At 38.3% G+C, this 15,882-nt stretch carries 14 protein-coding genes and 1 pseudogene; 14 read left to right on the forward strand and 1 reads right to left on the reverse strand.

Annotated elements, in window-relative coordinates; genetic code table 11:
* Window positions 1-42 precede the first annotated feature (42 nt).
* Window positions 43-259, reverse strand: a pseudogene (locus BLS02_RS19480) (IS91 family transposase); the annotation flags it as partial.
* Between the two features lie 291 nt (window positions 260-550).
* Between BLS02_RS19480 and BLS02_RS03740 the strand changes: the two are divergent.
* The 14 genes from BLS02_RS03740 (at window position 551) to BLS02_RS03800 (ending at window position 15,872) form a co-directional block, all read left to right on the forward strand.
* The gene (locus BLS02_RS03740; RefSeq protein ID WP_092491617.1) at window positions 551-1,315 is read left to right on the forward strand and encodes an IclR family transcriptional regulator; all 765 of its coding nucleotides are present in this window, start codon (window positions 551-553) and stop codon (window positions 1,313-1,315) included.
* 341 nt (window positions 1,316-1,656) lie between these two features.
* Complete coding sequence (locus BLS02_RS03745; RefSeq protein WP_092491618.1) at window positions 1,657-2,559, forward strand: fumarylacetoacetate hydrolase family protein; 903 nt, start codon at window positions 1,657-1,659, stop codon at window positions 2,557-2,559.
* Between the two features lie 19 nt (window positions 2,560-2,578).
* Complete coding sequence (locus BLS02_RS03750) at window positions 2,579-3,604, forward strand: zinc-dependent alcohol dehydrogenase (protein WP_092491619.1); 1,026 nt, start codon at window positions 2,579-2,581, stop codon at window positions 3,602-3,604.
* Window positions 3,605-3,628: 24 nt separating this feature from the next.
* Window positions 3,629-4,813, forward strand: coding sequence for an L-rhamnonate dehydratase (rhmD, locus tag BLS02_RS03755; protein ID WP_092491620.1), 1,185 nt, complete (start codon window positions 3,629-3,631; stop codon window positions 4,811-4,813).
* 110 nt (window positions 4,814-4,923) lie between these two features.
* Complete coding sequence (locus BLS02_RS03760; RefSeq protein WP_092491621.1) at window positions 4,924-6,267, forward strand: GntP family permease; 1,344 nt, start codon at window positions 4,924-4,926, stop codon at window positions 6,265-6,267.
* Window positions 6,268-6,462: 195 nt separating this feature from the next.
* On the forward strand, window positions 6,463-7,959 hold the full coding sequence (mqo, locus tag BLS02_RS03765) for a malate dehydrogenase (quinone) (RefSeq protein WP_092491622.1): 1,497 nt from the start codon (window positions 6,463-6,465) through the stop codon (window positions 7,957-7,959).
* Window positions 7,960-8,314: 355 nt separating this feature from the next.
* Entirely contained in the window at window positions 8,315-8,563 is a 249-nt protein-coding gene (locus tag BLS02_RS03770) for a sigma factor (protein WP_092491623.1), read from the forward strand.
* A gap of 52 nt (window positions 8,564-8,615) precedes the next feature.
* Window positions 8,616-8,747: a hypothetical protein gene (locus tag BLS02_RS19295; RefSeq protein ID WP_302846733.1), complete on the forward strand. Its 132-nt coding sequence runs from the start codon at window positions 8,616-8,618 to the stop codon at window positions 8,745-8,747.
* Window positions 8,748-9,108: 361 nt separating this feature from the next.
* Window positions 9,109-9,669 carry a sigma-70 family RNA polymerase sigma factor gene (locus tag BLS02_RS03775; RefSeq protein WP_254788712.1) on the forward strand — a complete coding sequence of 187 codons (561 nt, stop codon included), beginning with the start codon at window positions 9,109-9,111 and terminating at the stop codon, window positions 9,667-9,669.
* 328 nt (window positions 9,670-9,997) lie between these two features.
* Window positions 9,998-12,094, forward strand: a complete 2,097-nt coding sequence (locus tag BLS02_RS03780) for a glycoside hydrolase family 97 protein (protein ID WP_217633931.1) — start codon at window positions 9,998-10,000, stop codon at window positions 12,092-12,094.
* Window positions 12,095-12,130: 36 nt separating this feature from the next.
* Window positions 12,131-13,597: a carbohydrate binding domain-containing protein gene (locus BLS02_RS19140; RefSeq protein ID WP_254788713.1), complete on the forward strand. Its 1,467-nt coding sequence runs from the start codon at window positions 12,131-12,133 to the stop codon at window positions 13,595-13,597.
* A 265-nt stretch (window positions 13,598-13,862) separates the two neighbouring features.
* Window positions 13,863-14,171: a PTS sugar transporter subunit IIB gene (locus tag BLS02_RS03790; RefSeq protein ID WP_092491624.1), complete on the forward strand. Its 309-nt coding sequence runs from the start codon at window positions 13,863-13,865 to the stop codon at window positions 14,169-14,171.
* Between the two features lie 23 nt (window positions 14,172-14,194).
* The gene (celB, locus tag BLS02_RS03795; RefSeq protein ID WP_092491625.1) at window positions 14,195-15,490 is read left to right on the forward strand and encodes a PTS cellobiose transporter subunit IIC; all 1,296 of its coding nucleotides are present in this window, start codon (window positions 14,195-14,197) and stop codon (window positions 15,488-15,490) included.
* Window positions 15,491-15,560: 70 nt separating this feature from the next.
* Window positions 15,561-15,872: a PTS lactose/cellobiose transporter subunit IIA gene (locus BLS02_RS03800; protein ID WP_092491626.1), complete on the forward strand. Its 312-nt coding sequence runs from the start codon at window positions 15,561-15,563 to the stop codon at window positions 15,870-15,872.
* Window positions 15,873-15,882 lie beyond the last annotated feature (10 nt).

Consider the following 15,882-nt stretch of genomic DNA (forward strand, 5'->3'; position numbering starts at 1 on the left):
CTGCGCTAGAGAAGTGCTGCTGGAACTGGCGGCTTATTTTTTTGAATTAATATGAGGATGATAGTGTAGATTTTTCCCATATGTGTAAAACGGAAAAAAAGCCAATCTATGCGCCAAGATATTTCTGTCTGCGGATATTCCCCATTAAAGTCTCAGCGACTGCTTTGTACATTATATCGTACAGTAATTTTTTATTGTGATAAATAACCCTGTGCAGTTGCTTCGGCACCGTGAATACAACGTGAAAATAAGAGTCATTCTCTTGAATTTATGGGTGCCTATCACCTCGAACGATTGGATGTATTGGATTAATGGGAATCAGCAGCCATTACAAGCAACAACCCCCTAAAACGCAGCATCATTTGGAATCTATTAGACGAACAACATAGAAATCTATATTTGAAAATTATTTCAGCAATTGCCAACTGTTTCATTAAAAAGACGAGACACGAAATCTGCCTTAATATTGTCGCTAATTTATGTGTGTTATAATAAAGTAAGTTTACTATTATAAACTGAAATTTTACTGATAAAGGAACGGTGGTTGAAATTGGTAAAGCAAAAGTATTGGGTGCCGGCGCTGGAAAGGGCAAACCTGATTATTGAACAAGTTGCTAAGAATCCGGATGGGTTAAGGTTGATTGATTTATCAAATCGATTAGAAATAAATAAAAGTTCTATGTATTCTTTATTAAATACAATGGAGACGTTAGGCTGGATCGAAAAAGGACAGAATGAGAAATATAATCTGGGCTCAGTTTTAGGATTTATCGGTTCCACTTATTTAAATCAATTCAATATTATGGAAACGTTTTCTAGTGAGGCTAAAAAGGCAATCCAAATCGTTGATGAACATATTCAGTTAGGCAAACTAATGGGTGGCGATGTTTTTTATATCGGTAGGGAAGAAGGAAGCTCACCGGTCAGACTTGTTACAGATCCAGGAACCCGATTTGCGGCGTACGCTTCCGCAATCGGAAAGATTCAGTTGGCGCAGTATGAATTTGACGAACTAAAAGAAATTTATAAAGATGAATCATTTAAAAAGAAAACGGACTATACAGTGGAAAATATTGAACAGTTATGGGACCAGTTACAAAAGGCAAAATTAGATGGATATGTGGTTGAAGAACAGGAGGGTGCTGAGGGGTTTTATTGTGTAGGAGCGCCTGTTTATGATCATAGCAATAGAATTGTTTATGGCATAAGTTTTACTATGCCGAAAACGAGTTGGATAAAGAAGAAAGAAATAGCAACCACAGAAATTATTGAATTAGCAAACAAACTATCTAAGATAAGCGGCTATTTAGGATAAAATAATGAAGGTATTAATGATGTCATATTCCTGATTGAATGGTATATGGCATTTTTTTATTGGTTAGAAAACACTAAAAATTGAGCGCATAAGCGTAGCTAAGGTTTCCCAATTAAGTCTTAACGATAAGCCAAGTTTTCAAAGTTGAAGAAGGTTAAAAATTATTTGACAATAAATTGTCTTATGTTACTATATTAAATAGTTCATTTAATAAAACTAAGTTTACTATAATAAACTAATAAAAAAGGGGAGATTCTACTAAAAGTTAGATAATCTACCACTTGATTAAAACTTTTTGGAAACGTTATCAAATTTAATATTAACTAACAAGGAGTGGAAACATGAAATTACTCACATTCGAATTAAAGGAACAAGAAAGAATTGGTATTCAGGAAGACACAAATGTATATGACTTGGGGAAATTAGTAGATTTATATAATGAAGCAACCAATCAGAATGTTTCATTAGTAAATAATTTGGATGAATTGGTGGTTAATAATGATAAAACATTGCCTGTTATTAACAAGGTCTGGAAGTGGGCAAAAGATAACGCAGATACAGTAACGGGAGCGGTTTATCGTTATGAGGACGTCAAGGTATTGAATCCGGTATCTCGTCCAGGAAAAGTAGTTTGTGTAGGAAATAATTATATGGACCATTGTATTGAACAGAATGTGGAACCACCAAAACAACCGATGATTTTTTCAAAATGGGCTTCATGTCTAACAGCTCCTGGTGAAGCGATTGAATTACCTGAGGAATCAGAACAGGTGGATTATGAAGCAGAGCTTGCAGTTGTCATTGGGAAGAAAGGTAGGAATATCCCTGAAGAAGATGCAATGGATCATGTCTTTGGTTACACAATCATTAATGATGTCAGTGCCAGGGATGTACAATTTGCAGATGTACAGTGGGTAAGAGGAAAATCCTATGATACGTTTGCACCACTTGGTCCTGTGATTGTTACAAAAGAGGATATTGAAGATCCGCATCATTTGGATATCAAACTTGATTTGAATGGGGAAAGACTGCAGGATTCAAATACGAAACACTTAATATTTAATATTCCATTCATCATTTCATATCTGTCAAAAGGTTTCACATTTGAACCTGGGGATATCATTGCAACCGGAACACCTCATGGGGTAGGCGTTTTCCGTAATCCGCAATTATTTTTAAAATCGGGTGATACATGCAAAATTGAGATAGAGAATATTGGAGTACTGGAAAATCCAGTTCGATAACAACGAAGGGGGAAAACAGATGAAAGTACTATCATGGAATGGACCAAAGCAAATGGATGTAGAGGAAAGGTCCGTACCCGAACTGGCAAAGGATGAAGTGTTGGTAAAAGTGGATGTCGCCGGTATTTGCGGCTCCGAAATTGAGGGCTTCTTAGGACATAATAGTTTGCGTGTTCCACCGCTCATAATGGGTCATGAGTTTAGTGGACATGTTGAGTGTTTAGGCGAGGAAGTTAATGGAGTTACGAAGGGCGCAAAGGTTGTCGTAAATCCACTATTAACTTGTGGAAGCTGTAAACAATGCGTACGAGGTAACGAAACGCAATGTGAAAACAGACAAATTATCGGAATTCACCGTTCAGGTGCATTTGCGGAATATGTTGCTGTTCCCGCAAGTGCTGTTGTTGAAGTGCCAGAAAGTATTGACTCCTATGCTGCTACACTGGCAGAACCATTAGCTTGCTGTTTCAGAGCTGTAAGAAGAGCGCTGGCTTTACATACTGTACCAAATGTATTGATTTATGGTGCAGGAGCTATCGGCTTATTAAGTTCATTTGTTGCAAAAGAACTTGGTGCAAACCATGTAATTGTTGCTGATATTAATGAAGAACGGTTGCAAACATTGAATGAAATTGGTATTGAGCACACCTTGAATAACGGTGAGGATGGGTTTGAACAGGAACTGGAGAAAATCGCTGGTGATAAAGGTATAGATGTGTTGATTGATGCCGTCGGATTTCTGCCAACTAGATCACAGGCAGCTAAAGTTATCAATCCTGGTGGCGTTATTATGAATGTTGGACTGGGAGTTAATGAGACACCTTTACCAATCAATGACTTTATTAGAAGTGAGATTACGGTATTAGGATCTTTCTGTTATTCCAGACAGGATTTCCAAGATGCAGTTCAATTACTTGTCAATGCCAAGGTTACACCAGATGGATGGACAGAAGTTCGTAAGCTGGAAGATGGACAGCAATCTTTCATGGATTTAATCGAAGGCAAAGTTAAAAACAGTAAAATTTTCCTTGATCTTAATAAATAATAGGAATTTTAGGGAGGTAGAATAATGGGGTTGACCGGTCAAAAGATCAAAGACATTCGTGCATATGTTGCAGGTGGTGGCGGCGGTGACTATCACGATCAGGGACAGGAACATTGGATTGTCAATCAAATTGCAACACCAATGAGTATTTATCCTGAATACAAAAAAACAAGAACCAGTTTTGGGATTAATGCTTTAAAGACATTAGTAATCGAGGTTGAAGCGGATAATGGAGAAGTTGGTGTTGGAATTTCAACCGGAGGCTACCCGGCTGCATGGATAGTCATGAATCACCTAGATCGATTTATTGTTGGACAACCAGTGGAAAATGTTGAAAAAATGTGGGACCAAATGTATCGATCGACAATGTATTATGGTCGAAAAGGTGTAGTTATGAATGCGATTTCAGCAGTTGATCTTGCTTTATGGGATTTAATTGGAAAAGTCAGACAAGAACCCGTATATGCCATGATTGGCGGAAAGGTCCGAGATGAGATTTCATGTTATGCAACCGGACCGCGCCCGGATTTGGCTAAAGAAATGGGCTTTATCGGTGGTAAAATTCCATTGGTATATGGTCCTGCTGATGGCGAAGAAGGGTTACGGAAAAACATTGAACAAGCAGCAGATATGCGTGAACGTGTTGGCGATGATTTCTGGCTTATGTGGGATTGCTGGATGTCACTCGATTTGCCATACGCACAAAAATTAATGGAAAAATCATCAGAGCTTGGATTTAGATGGATTGAGGAATGCTTCAACCCGGATGATTATTGGGCATACCGTGATTTGAAGAAAAGGGCACCAAATAACATGATGGTTACCGGTGGAGAACATGAAGCGACACGCTACGGATTTAGAATGTTAATGGAGTTCAGTGACGTGGATATTATCCAGCCGGATGTTGGATGGTGTGGTGGATTAACTGAGCTAATAAAGATCGGTAATTTGGCTGAAAGCTATGGAAAATACGTAATTCCTCATGGCAGTGGGGTGTACAGCTATCATTATGTGACTACCAAGACTAACAGTCCGTTTGCAGAATATTTGGTCATGAGCCCGAATGCAGATAAGGTTGTTCCGCAATATTACCCATTACTTGAGGATGAAATTATTCCAGAAAACGGTAAGGTCAAATTAAGCGACCGTCCAGGTTTTGGTGTAAGTCTAAATAAAAAAGCAAATCTGCAAAAAGTAAATAAAGATTAATAGAATTATAAAATTTAAATTTTCAACTTCCAGGGCGAGGTAAGCTTATATCGCCCGGAAGTAGATAAATATATTTCTTAATATTAAAATAACAAGGGGGAGACAGGAATATGAGTGAAGATATTTTTTTGATAGGATACTTATTTTTATCACTTGTAATCATTTTAACGTTAGCAATGAAGTTTAAATTTAATGTTGCTGTAACGTTAGTTATTGCCAGTTTATTTATGGGGATTGCTTCAGGACTTGGACTCGTGGAAACGTTAACTAGTATTTCAGAAGGCTTTGGAGGATTAATGACTGCATTGGGTATTCCAATTGGCCTTGGAGTTATATTGGGTAAACTTATTTCCGATTCCGGTGGTGCTTACTCAATTGCGACGGCAGTTTTGAACAGGACGTCCGAAAAATGGGCTTTATATGCCTTGGGTGCAGCTTCGTTCATCCTGGCAATACCAGTATTCTTTGATGTTGCCTTTATCATCTTGGTACCATTAGCAATTCAATTGGGGAAACAAGCAAATAAACCTTTACCATACTCTGTAGGGGCAATTATAATTGGTGCGGCTGTAGCACATACACTGGTGCCACCAACACCAAATCCATTAGCTGCTGCAAGTATATTGGATTTTGACTTAGGAATTATGATTTTGATAGGTACATTAGTTGGATTTGTGGCTACAATGGTAACGATCAAACTATATTTCATTATTTTAGATAAAGGATTTTGGAATAAAGAGCAGGACGAGGATGAGTCATTGGACAATACTTTTGGAAGAATAGATGTTCCATCAAATCCGCCATCTGCATTGCTGGCCTTAATTCCAATCATTTTACCAAGTATTATGATTATTTTAGGTTCAGTTGGAAGCGTTTTCTATGATGAAAATCCTGCTGTAATCGCCTTCTTTAGTCATCGGATTATTGCATTACTAATCGGTACATTAGCAGCTTACTTTATCGCAGCCAAATCGCTTAGCAAAGAAGAAAGAGATAATTCCTCTTCAGAAGCAATGCAGGCAACAGGTATCGTATTGTTAATTACCGGGGCTGGTGGAGCTTTCGGTAAAATTATCGAAAACACTGGCATTGATCAGGCTATTGTAAATATTTTTGTAAGCGATGCCCAGTCCACCATAAGTATTATTTTGGTAGCATTTTTTATGGGTGTTATGTTTAGGACAATCACCGGTTCAGGTACAGTAGCCGGTATTACTACAATGACTATTATGGCTGGAGTTGCAACAGGTGTCGATATTCATCCGGTTTGGGTTGCCATGGCTTCTCTCTCAGGTGGATTAATGCTTGGGCATGTAAATGACAGTGGATTCTGGATTTCAACCAAAATTGCTGGATTAACTGTTAAGGGTGGTTTGAAAACATATACCACTAGTGAAGCAATTGCTGGTTTTGTCGTATTATTCATTACGATAATCGGAGCACATATATTCTAAGTATAAGATTTATAGAGGATGTTATTATACGAGTTTCATAATTACCTTTCATATTTCCATAAGTGCTGGAACCAACAGTTTGGCTCCGTTTTCGAAAGCTAGTTCCACTTGCTTTCGAAAACGGAGCTTATGGTCTTATAATACTGAACTCTGTTTAAACGAGAATTCGAACTATATAAATGGGAGTGAGCCAAAATGAGTTATCAATCATCTACATCAGACGTTGTTCTAATAGGTGCTGGGATTATGAGTGCAACCTTGGGAGTATTGTTTAAAGAATTAGAACCTAATTGGAAAATTACAGCTTTCGAACAGCTTGGAGTTGCTGGTGGAGAAAGCTCTAACGAAAAAAATAATTCAGGAACAGGACATGCCGCATTATGCGAGTTGAATTATACAAATGAACAATCTGACGGTTCCATCGATATTAATGCAGCAGTTAGAATAAATGAACGTTTTCACTTGTCAAGGCAACTCTGGGCTTATTTGACAAATCGTAGTTTAATTGAGAACCCACGCAATTTTATTACCAGTTTACCTCATGTGAGTTTTGTTAAAGGCGAGGAAAATGTAGAATTTCTAAAAAAACGCTTTGAAGCATTATCTGGGCATCCTTTATTTCAAGAAATAGAGTTTTCCCAAGATCCAGAACGATTAAAAGAATGGTTCCCGCTTATTATGAATGATAGGTCAGCAAATGAATCTGTTGCCGGATCGAAAATTGATGATGGAACAGATGTTAACTATGGGGAATTGACCCGCACAATGTACGATTATTTGGAAAGAGAAAACGTATCTGTTAATTACAATCATAATGTGCTAGATATAAAGCAGACCACAGATGGGTTGTGGGAATTGAAGGTTCGGGACAAGAACGGTGCAATTGGAACGCATACTTCGAAGTTTGTTTTCATAGGAGCCGGCGGCGGCAGCTTGCTTTTATTACAGAAAACCGGAATTCCTGAAGGGAAACACATTGGCGGTTTTCCTATCAGTGGACAATATCTGGAATGTAATAATCCTAAGGTGATTGAACAGCACTACGCAAAGGTATATGGTAAAAATCCACCTGGAGCACCACTAATGGTTGTTCCACATTTGGATACGCGTTTTATCGATGGTAAAAGAACACTAATTTTTGGTCCTTTTGCAGGCTTTTTACCTAAGTTTCATAAGTCAGGTTCAAATTTGGACTTGTTTGCTTCAGTCAAGGCGGACAATATGATTACCATGTTAGCAGCGGGCGTCAAAAATATATCGTTGCTGAAATACTTGATTCAACAATTGAGACTATCAAAGAAAGAGAGAATGAATGAATTACGAGAATTCTTTCCTAATGCAAAAGACGAGGACTGGGAACTAAAAGTGGCTGGACAACGTGTACAAGTGATTAAAGATACGCCAGCTGGTAAAGGGACCATTCAATTTAGTGATACGGAAATTGTTCACAGCCACGATAGAACATTGGCTGCATTACTTGGTGGTTCGCCGGGTGCATCAACGTCTGTTTCAGACATGCTTGGATTAATTGAAAAATGCTTCCCGCAAAAGCTTAATGAGTGGAAACCAAAATTAAAAGAAATGATTCCCTCATATGGTGAAACGTTATCTGATAAACCCGAACTTATTGCTGAAATTAAAACTTCAACAATGAAAGCTCTGGAATTGGATAATTTAAAAAAGCAGGAATAATTAAGTGATGAATGAGGCTCATTTCCTTTCGAGGGGAAGGGTCTTTTTTGGGGCGGACAGCTTTTTTGGGGGTGCCTGTCACTTCCCGAATTATGTCAAAAAATCTTTATAGTTTTTAGGTGGGAATTGGAGGTTAGGTGCCTTACATAAAAACTGATATCTTTAAAGTTGTGGCCACTTTTTGTGTGATTTTATCGATTAAATAGCTGAAATAAGCGTGCTTTTCGATCAAATATTACAAATTTTCGACATTTTTTCCATAAAAGCTAAATTTTTAGTCAGAAATGGAAAATTTTTGATGACGAATTTGTGAACATACTCTATTATATAAGAGAATAATAAAGGGGGCCAATCAATGAAAGACAAAGAAAATGTAACGTTTGAGGAATTCTTTAAGCAAAATGCAAAAAGAATTCACTACCATATGCACAAACTTGGTAGCTACAATCCGTATCGGGAGTTTTACGTGGAAGGATTATATGAGTTGTGGATGGCATACAAAAAATACGAGCCAAACAAAGGACCACTGGCAACTTACTTTAACTACACAATTCATAAACGTCTCATTGATATGAAAAACAAACAAGATAAGGTAACAACATAGAAGAAATATGTAGCACGGATAAAGCGATCGGAACGGATTAACGAAATTTCCAATGGTAGATCAATCAGGAATCACAGATATGCTCTGGGAGAGCAATGAAGTAAAAGCTAAAAGAAAACCAATGGAAATGAGGGAGTTTCTATTAGGAATATCACTAAAGGAATTTGCAAAAATGAAAGCGTAACCACAGAGGCAGTGAAAAGCTGGGAAATTGGAGTCAGATTCCACCATTCTTTAGATTTTGATGTGTGGGTGTAGGTTGTGTTGAAGCAGTATAAAAAACATAGAAACTGTTAGGTCTGTGGTGATGGTTCACTAGTTGATCTGGCAGTTTTGTTTATTTCTAAAAATTTCATACATAATTTTTTTTCAGTAAAATGCCACCTTTTGCAGAGTTCTATCGATTATACAAATGAATAGATGGGTAATCTGAATATCACAATTATAGGGACATTTTCCGATTTTACAGCGAAAATTGAGAGATACATAGGATGAGATTTAGTGGACTTGCTCTATTAAAAGTATAGTTATTAGGGGGAGAAAAAATGACTGAAAAGGTGAGTATGACGTTTGAAGAAATCTTCGAGCAAAATGAAAAAAGGATCCATTATCATATGCTGAAGCTGGGAATAAACGACCCGCATCGGGAATTCTACGTAGAAGGACTGTACGCGATGTGGATGGCTTACAAAAAATACGACCCAGACAAAGGCCCACTTGCAACCTATTTCAACTACACAATTCGCAACCGCCTAATCGACATGCTCCGAACGAAAACAAGAGAAGACAATAATGAACAGAAAATTAATCAAAAAGAAATATGCGAAGTAGATAATGGCAACAGCTGCGGGACAATGAAACTTCCAATATTCGACCAGAATGGTATCACCATCGAGGATAATACCTTTTGGGAAAGCGTGAAGTCCAAGCTAACCGAAAATCAATGGAAATGGGTGCATTTCTTCATCATTGAAGGGATGTCAAAGCAAGAAATCGCTCAGCAGGAAGGTGTATCCATTGATGCCGTGAAAAGCTGGGGAAGAGAAATGAGGAAGAAGTTGAAAGATGAGGGGGAGTATCTTGAGAGTTTGTATAGGCCCTTCTGAGGGGACAGGAAGAGACCTCTGAAAATCGACTACTAAAATATGAAAATTAAGGGATTAAATTTATATAAACAAAAAAACAAAAGCTCAACCTGTCCCTCAAAAGAGTAATTATGAAATTGATTCGCATAATAAAAAATTGATAAAAATCATAAGAAAGTACAGACTTTAATCAATTAAAAAATTAGAAATTTCTGTATACTAAACTATTGTAACGTTATCTAATAATGAGGGAGGGAGTACTTGTAACATTGTTTTTCTTTTTTAAGAAGAACGGTCAAGCGTCTGACGATAATTTCAAGCAAGTGAAATGATAAAAAGGAGGAAAAGTATGGGGAATAAAAATAAAGTAATACGGAAATTTTACCTGATGCTAAGTTTAATACTAGCTTTTTCCATTGCAACGGTTGTACAAGTAAGTGCCGAAGTGGAAAGTGAACAGGAGATGACCGCGCAGGTAGGCTCACCTGATGGCAAGGTTAACCTGGGTTTTCAACTAACTGATAAGGGAGCGCCAAGTTATCAGCTTTCCTATAACGGGGTTAATCTTGTTGATTCCTCAACTTTAGGATTTGAGTTTAAAGAACAACTACCCTTAAAAAATAACTTTAAAATCATCAAAACTACTACTGATAGTTTTAACGAGACCTGGGAGCCTCAATGGGGTGAAAAAAGCGAGATAAAAAACCATTATGAAGAATTAACAGTTTATCTGCAGGAGGAAGAAGAACCGCATAGAAAATTGAACCTTATCTTTAGAGTTTTTGATGAGGGGTTAGGATTTAAATATGTCCTGCCAGAACAAAATGGTTTTAGTAGTGAACATATAGAAATAACATCAGAGGAAACGGAATTTCAATTATCAAGTAATAATACTTCCTGGTGGATTCCAAATGACTGGGATAGTTATGAATATAACTATAAACAAACTCTATTAAGTCAAGTTCAAGAAGTTAGTACTCCTTTTACTATGAAAACACCAGAAGGGATACACCTTACTGTTCATGAGGCTGCTTTAATAGATTATGCGGGTATGGCTCTAAAAGCAGTAGATGGAAAAGAAAATACATTAGAAAGTCACTTAGCACCATGGCCAGACGGTACAAAGGTTAAAAAGGACTCATTCCCAATAGAAACACCGTGGAGGACCATTCAAGTTGGAGAAAACGCTGGTGACCTTGTTGAATCTGATATGGTTTTAAATCTAAATGAGCCAAATGCTCTAGAGAATACTTCATGGATCGAGCCAATGAAATATGTAGGGGTTTGGTGGGAAATGATTAGTGGCAAATCAACATGGGCATCAGGTCCAAAGCATGGTGCTACAACAGAACATGCAAAAGAATATATCGATTTCGCCCACAACTATCTTGATACTGAAAACCAAAATATCGGTCTATTAGTCGAAGGATGGAACATTGGCTGGGATGGAAATTGGATTGAAAATGGAGATCAATTTAATTTTACTAAATCTTATCCTGACTATGATTTAAAAGAGGTTGTCGAGTATGCGCAAAATAAAGATGTCTCTTATATTATGCATAACGAAACATCAGGAGATATCGTGAATTACGAGAATCAAATGGGTGAAGCCTATGATTTATATCAAGAGTTAGGGATTCATGCCATTAAAAGTGGATATGTTGCTGACAATGGAATCCATAATCCAGAGGGTCAGCGTCATCATGGTCAATATATGGTTAATCATTACTTAGATGCTGTGAAAAGAGCGGCCGAACATCAGATTATGATTGATACCCACGAACCAATTAAAGGTACAGGCCTTGAACGTACCTATCCGAACTGGATGAGTCGTGAAGGTGTTAGTGGAATGGAATATAGTGCCTTTAGCGACGATACAAATCCTCCTGAACATGCAACAATTCTTCCATTCACTAGAATGATGGGTGGACCTATTGATTTTACGCCAGGAATTTTTGATGTTGAAATATCACATGCTAATACTCGTGTCCATACAACACGAGCTAAACAACTAGCCTTGTATGTAACCATTTCCAGTGGAACACAGATGGTTGCCGATTTACCAGAAAATTACAAGGATGAGGATGGAAATATTTTACCAGAATTTCAGTTTATTAAGGACGTCCCGGTAACATGGGATGATATCATCGTTCCAAACGCTGCAATTGGGGATTATGCCAGTATTATCCGTCGCAGTGGAGAAGAATGGTATATCGGAAGTATCACAGATGAAAACGCGAGAGATTTGGATATAGCCCTGGACTTCCTGGATAAAGGTGAACAATATGTAGCTGAAATTTATTCTGATGGTCCTGACGCAGATTTGGTAACGAATCCAACATCGGTCTCTATAAATAAAGTAATTGTAAAGTCGAATGACACATTAACTGCTTCCCTTGCAGCAGGTGGCGGGCAAGCAGTTAGAATTTATCCGGCATCTAAATAGGAACTAGCAAAATTTCCGAATTACAAGAAACAAAAAGTGAAAGTTTCCTATGAAGATTTTGCTAAATCTATTCAATCCAATGATGAATTTGCAGTGAAAGTCAACCTTAGAAATAAAGGGAATGTAATTGCCGCTAAACAATTGGAATTGAAAATTGATGGAGAAAAGGTAGACGAAAAGTTTGTAAGGGTTGCTCCTAGAAGTACCAAGGAGGTAAGCTTAACCTACAATAAACTGTTTGAAGCAGGCGATTATCAATTCAGGGTAAGTGGACTAAATACAAAACAAGTAACGGTTAATGAAAAAGAACCAACATTTGACTATTACAATTTAGATGTATTGTTAGAAGGCCAAACAATTACAGCAACAGCCGATGTAGTTAACTATGGAAGCTATGCAGGAGAAACAGAGGTGCCACTATATGTGAATGGCGAGGTTGTAAAAAGTGAAACAGTAGAAGTGCCTGCACAAGCAGGAGGAGCCAGCGTAGAAGTAAGGCTTACTTATCAGCTTACAGAAACTGTTGGAGTATTCGAAGTTTCCTTAGGTGACCTTACAAAAACCATAGGATTACCTTCTATTGAAATGGCAGGGAAATGGTTATTTCAAAAAGGAGACGATCCTAGCTGGAAAGAAGAAGATTTTGATGATAGCGACTGGGAAACAGTAAATCTTCCATCAAGCTGGGAGGAACACTCTAACTATACAGATAACAGTGTATATGGCTGGTACAGAAAAACAATCGACATTCCTGCAGAATGGGAAGGTCATTCATTAAAAGTAAGATTGGGAAAGATTGATGATGTAGACACAACATACTTCAACGGACATAAGATTGGCCAAACCGGTACGTTCCCAACAGGAGAAGGGGAAGCAGGAATGGTCACTGCATGGGAAGTGGATAGAGAATATGTAATCCCTGCTGAAGCCATCCAATATGGTGAAGAAAATGTTATTAGTATAAGAGTTTTTGATGGAACAGGTGGTGGTGGTCTTTATACTGGGCCAGTCAGCCCGTTGGAGATATTTGTAGAATGGGAAGATAAGCCGGACATAGAGGTACCAGGCTATGATGATCCAACTATAAAATTGATCAACGGAGATTTTGAAGATGGAACAACTGGATGGACGTTGACAGGTAATGCATCTGGTGGTGTAGACAGTAACGATGCATATGAAGGCAGTAAGTACTGGATATGGAGTACTAATCCATATACTGCAGAGGTTTCACAAACAATAACTGAACTCGAAAATGGTACGTATACCGTGAGTGCAATGGTTAAACAAAATTCCGGAACTGCTGATGTAAGCAGAATGGAATTATCAGGTTATGGAGGAGATCCTGTATACACTGATATTACTCATGGAACAGAGTACAAAGAGATAAGTGGAACTGTTCAGGTGACCAACGGAACCCTGAAAATTGCTTTCTATCAGGAAGCGCCTGGTAATACTAATTTGCAAATTGATAATGTGACATTAACTTTGGTTGAGACTAATTAAAGTTAATGAGCTGACAATATGGTAGCTACTATTAACTAGGCAAGAAGATTTTTCTACCGGTTAATCTCTGTGCATAAAAAGGTTAGGAACGACGCGGATAATGTCCGCTCAGGTTCCTAACCTTTTTTTATTCCTTCCTGCCAAAAGCAAAGCAATAAATAACTTTTTCCTACTATCAACGGAAATACATTGTGTCTACATGTAAGCGCTTTTAAATTATAATGAAAGTACTTCAAGACAAACAAGCCTTTGGGGAGGAACTATTATGAAACATATTTTATTAGCATGTTCATCCGGAATGTCTACAAGTCTATTAGTTAAAAAAATGGAGGAGGAAGCGAAAGGTCGTGGAATTGATGTGAAAATCTGGGCGGTTGCTCAGGATAAAGCCGTTAAAGAACTGGAAAATGCGGATGTGCTGCTTATCGGTCCGCAGATGCGATTTATGAAGAAGAAATATGGAAAAGTGGCTGATGAGCTTGGTGTACCACTAGATGTCATTAATCCTGTTGCATATGGGCGTGTTGACGGAAAAGCAGTTCTTGATCATGCTCTGAAGCTGATTGACGGTTAAACTTTAATAGGGGGAGAGTCAAAATGAATAAATTCATGGATATTCTTGAAAACATCTTGATGCCAATTGCGGAAAAGTTGAATAATAACCGTTATTTAACCGCATTGCGTGATGGTTTCATGATAGCATTGCCATTAATTATTTTTGGATCTATTTTTGTCGTTCTTGCCAATCTTCCATTTTTGGATAAATTGATTGGTGAAGATGCCTTTGCAACATATCAAAGTGCTTTGGGGCCAGCTTCTGCTGCAACACTCAGCATTATGGGTGCTTTTGTTATTATTGGTATAGGTACTAAATTGACAGAGTCTTATGATATAGAAGGAATTTATGGTGGTGTGGCAGCATTTGCTGCGTTTCTTATTCTGACGCCACAGACACTTGAAGGGGTTTCAGGTGTCATCCCGACGAACGTGCTTGGTGCGGAAGGGATGTTCCTTGGTATTTTCACGGCGTTCTTCGCTGCTGAGCTTTACCGGATTTTTGTCCAGAAAAATTGGACCATCAAGATGCCAGCGGGTGTACCTGAAGCGGTATCGCGTTCATTCAGTGCTTTAATTCCAATTACATTAACACTAGGTGTATTTATCGTTATCCGAATTATTTTCAGTTATACACCATTTGAAACGGTTCAGAACTTTATTTATACACTTATTCAGGAGCCATTGACGTCTCTGGGGAGCGGTTTGGCTGCTACGATTGTGGCGGTTCTGTTGATTCAGCTGTTCTGGTTCTTTGGTTTGCATGGACAGATCATTATCAACTCGGTGTTTGACCCAATCTGGTACGCGTTAAATGACGAAAACCTGCAGGCGTTCCAGGCAGGCGAGGAATTGCCAAATATTATTACCAAGCAGTTTATTGATACTTTCCTTGTCGGTATGGGCGGGTCAGGTATGACTCTGGCAGTTGTAATTGGTATATTTCTGATTGGACGAAGTCGTCAGCTGAAGGAACTTGGTAAGCTTGGCGGACCTCCAGGGATATTTAATGTTAACGAACCAATTATATTTGGTCTGCCGATTATCATGAATCCGCTGGCATTAATTCCATGGCTGCTTGCACCGGTTGTTATTACGTTCATCACATACTTTTCGATGGCGACTGGTCTCGTGCCAAAACCAGCCGGGATTATTGTGCCATGGACGACTCCAGTTGGTATAAGTGGCTTTCTGGCAACAGGGAATGCCTGGCAGGGGGCAGTGCTGCAGTTTTTCAATATGGCGGTTGTGTTCCTGATCTGGTGGCCGTTCCTGAAAATTCTTGATAAAAGCTATTATGAATCGGAGAAAAAGGAAGGAACAAGTAAAGCAAGTTAGACTTATTTTAAAAAATGGTCCTGTGTTGGCAGGGCCATTATCTCACATTATTCTTCAGAGGTGAAAACACGTGGATACTAACAATATAACAGAAACCGCATTTCAAATAATCTTATATGCTGGCAATGGGAAGTCAAGCGCTATGGAAGCTATACAGGAAGCAAAAGAAGGTAATTTTGTGAAGGCTGATCAGCTCATGGAAAATGCCGGAGAAGAGTTGAACAAGGCACATGAATACCAAACTAAACTGTTACAGAATGAAGCTAATGGTGACGAATCACCACTAAATCTGATGCTAATTCATTCGCAGGACCATCTAATGACATCCATGACGGTTCGGGATCTTGCGGTTGAACTTGTTGAAATTTATCGGATCAAATAGAAAGGCGGTA

Origin of the sequence: Virgibacillus salinus (assembly GCF_900102415.1) — a bacterium.
Lineage (GTDB): Bacteria > Bacillota > Bacilli > Bacillales > Amphibacillaceae > Lentibacillus > Lentibacillus subterraneus.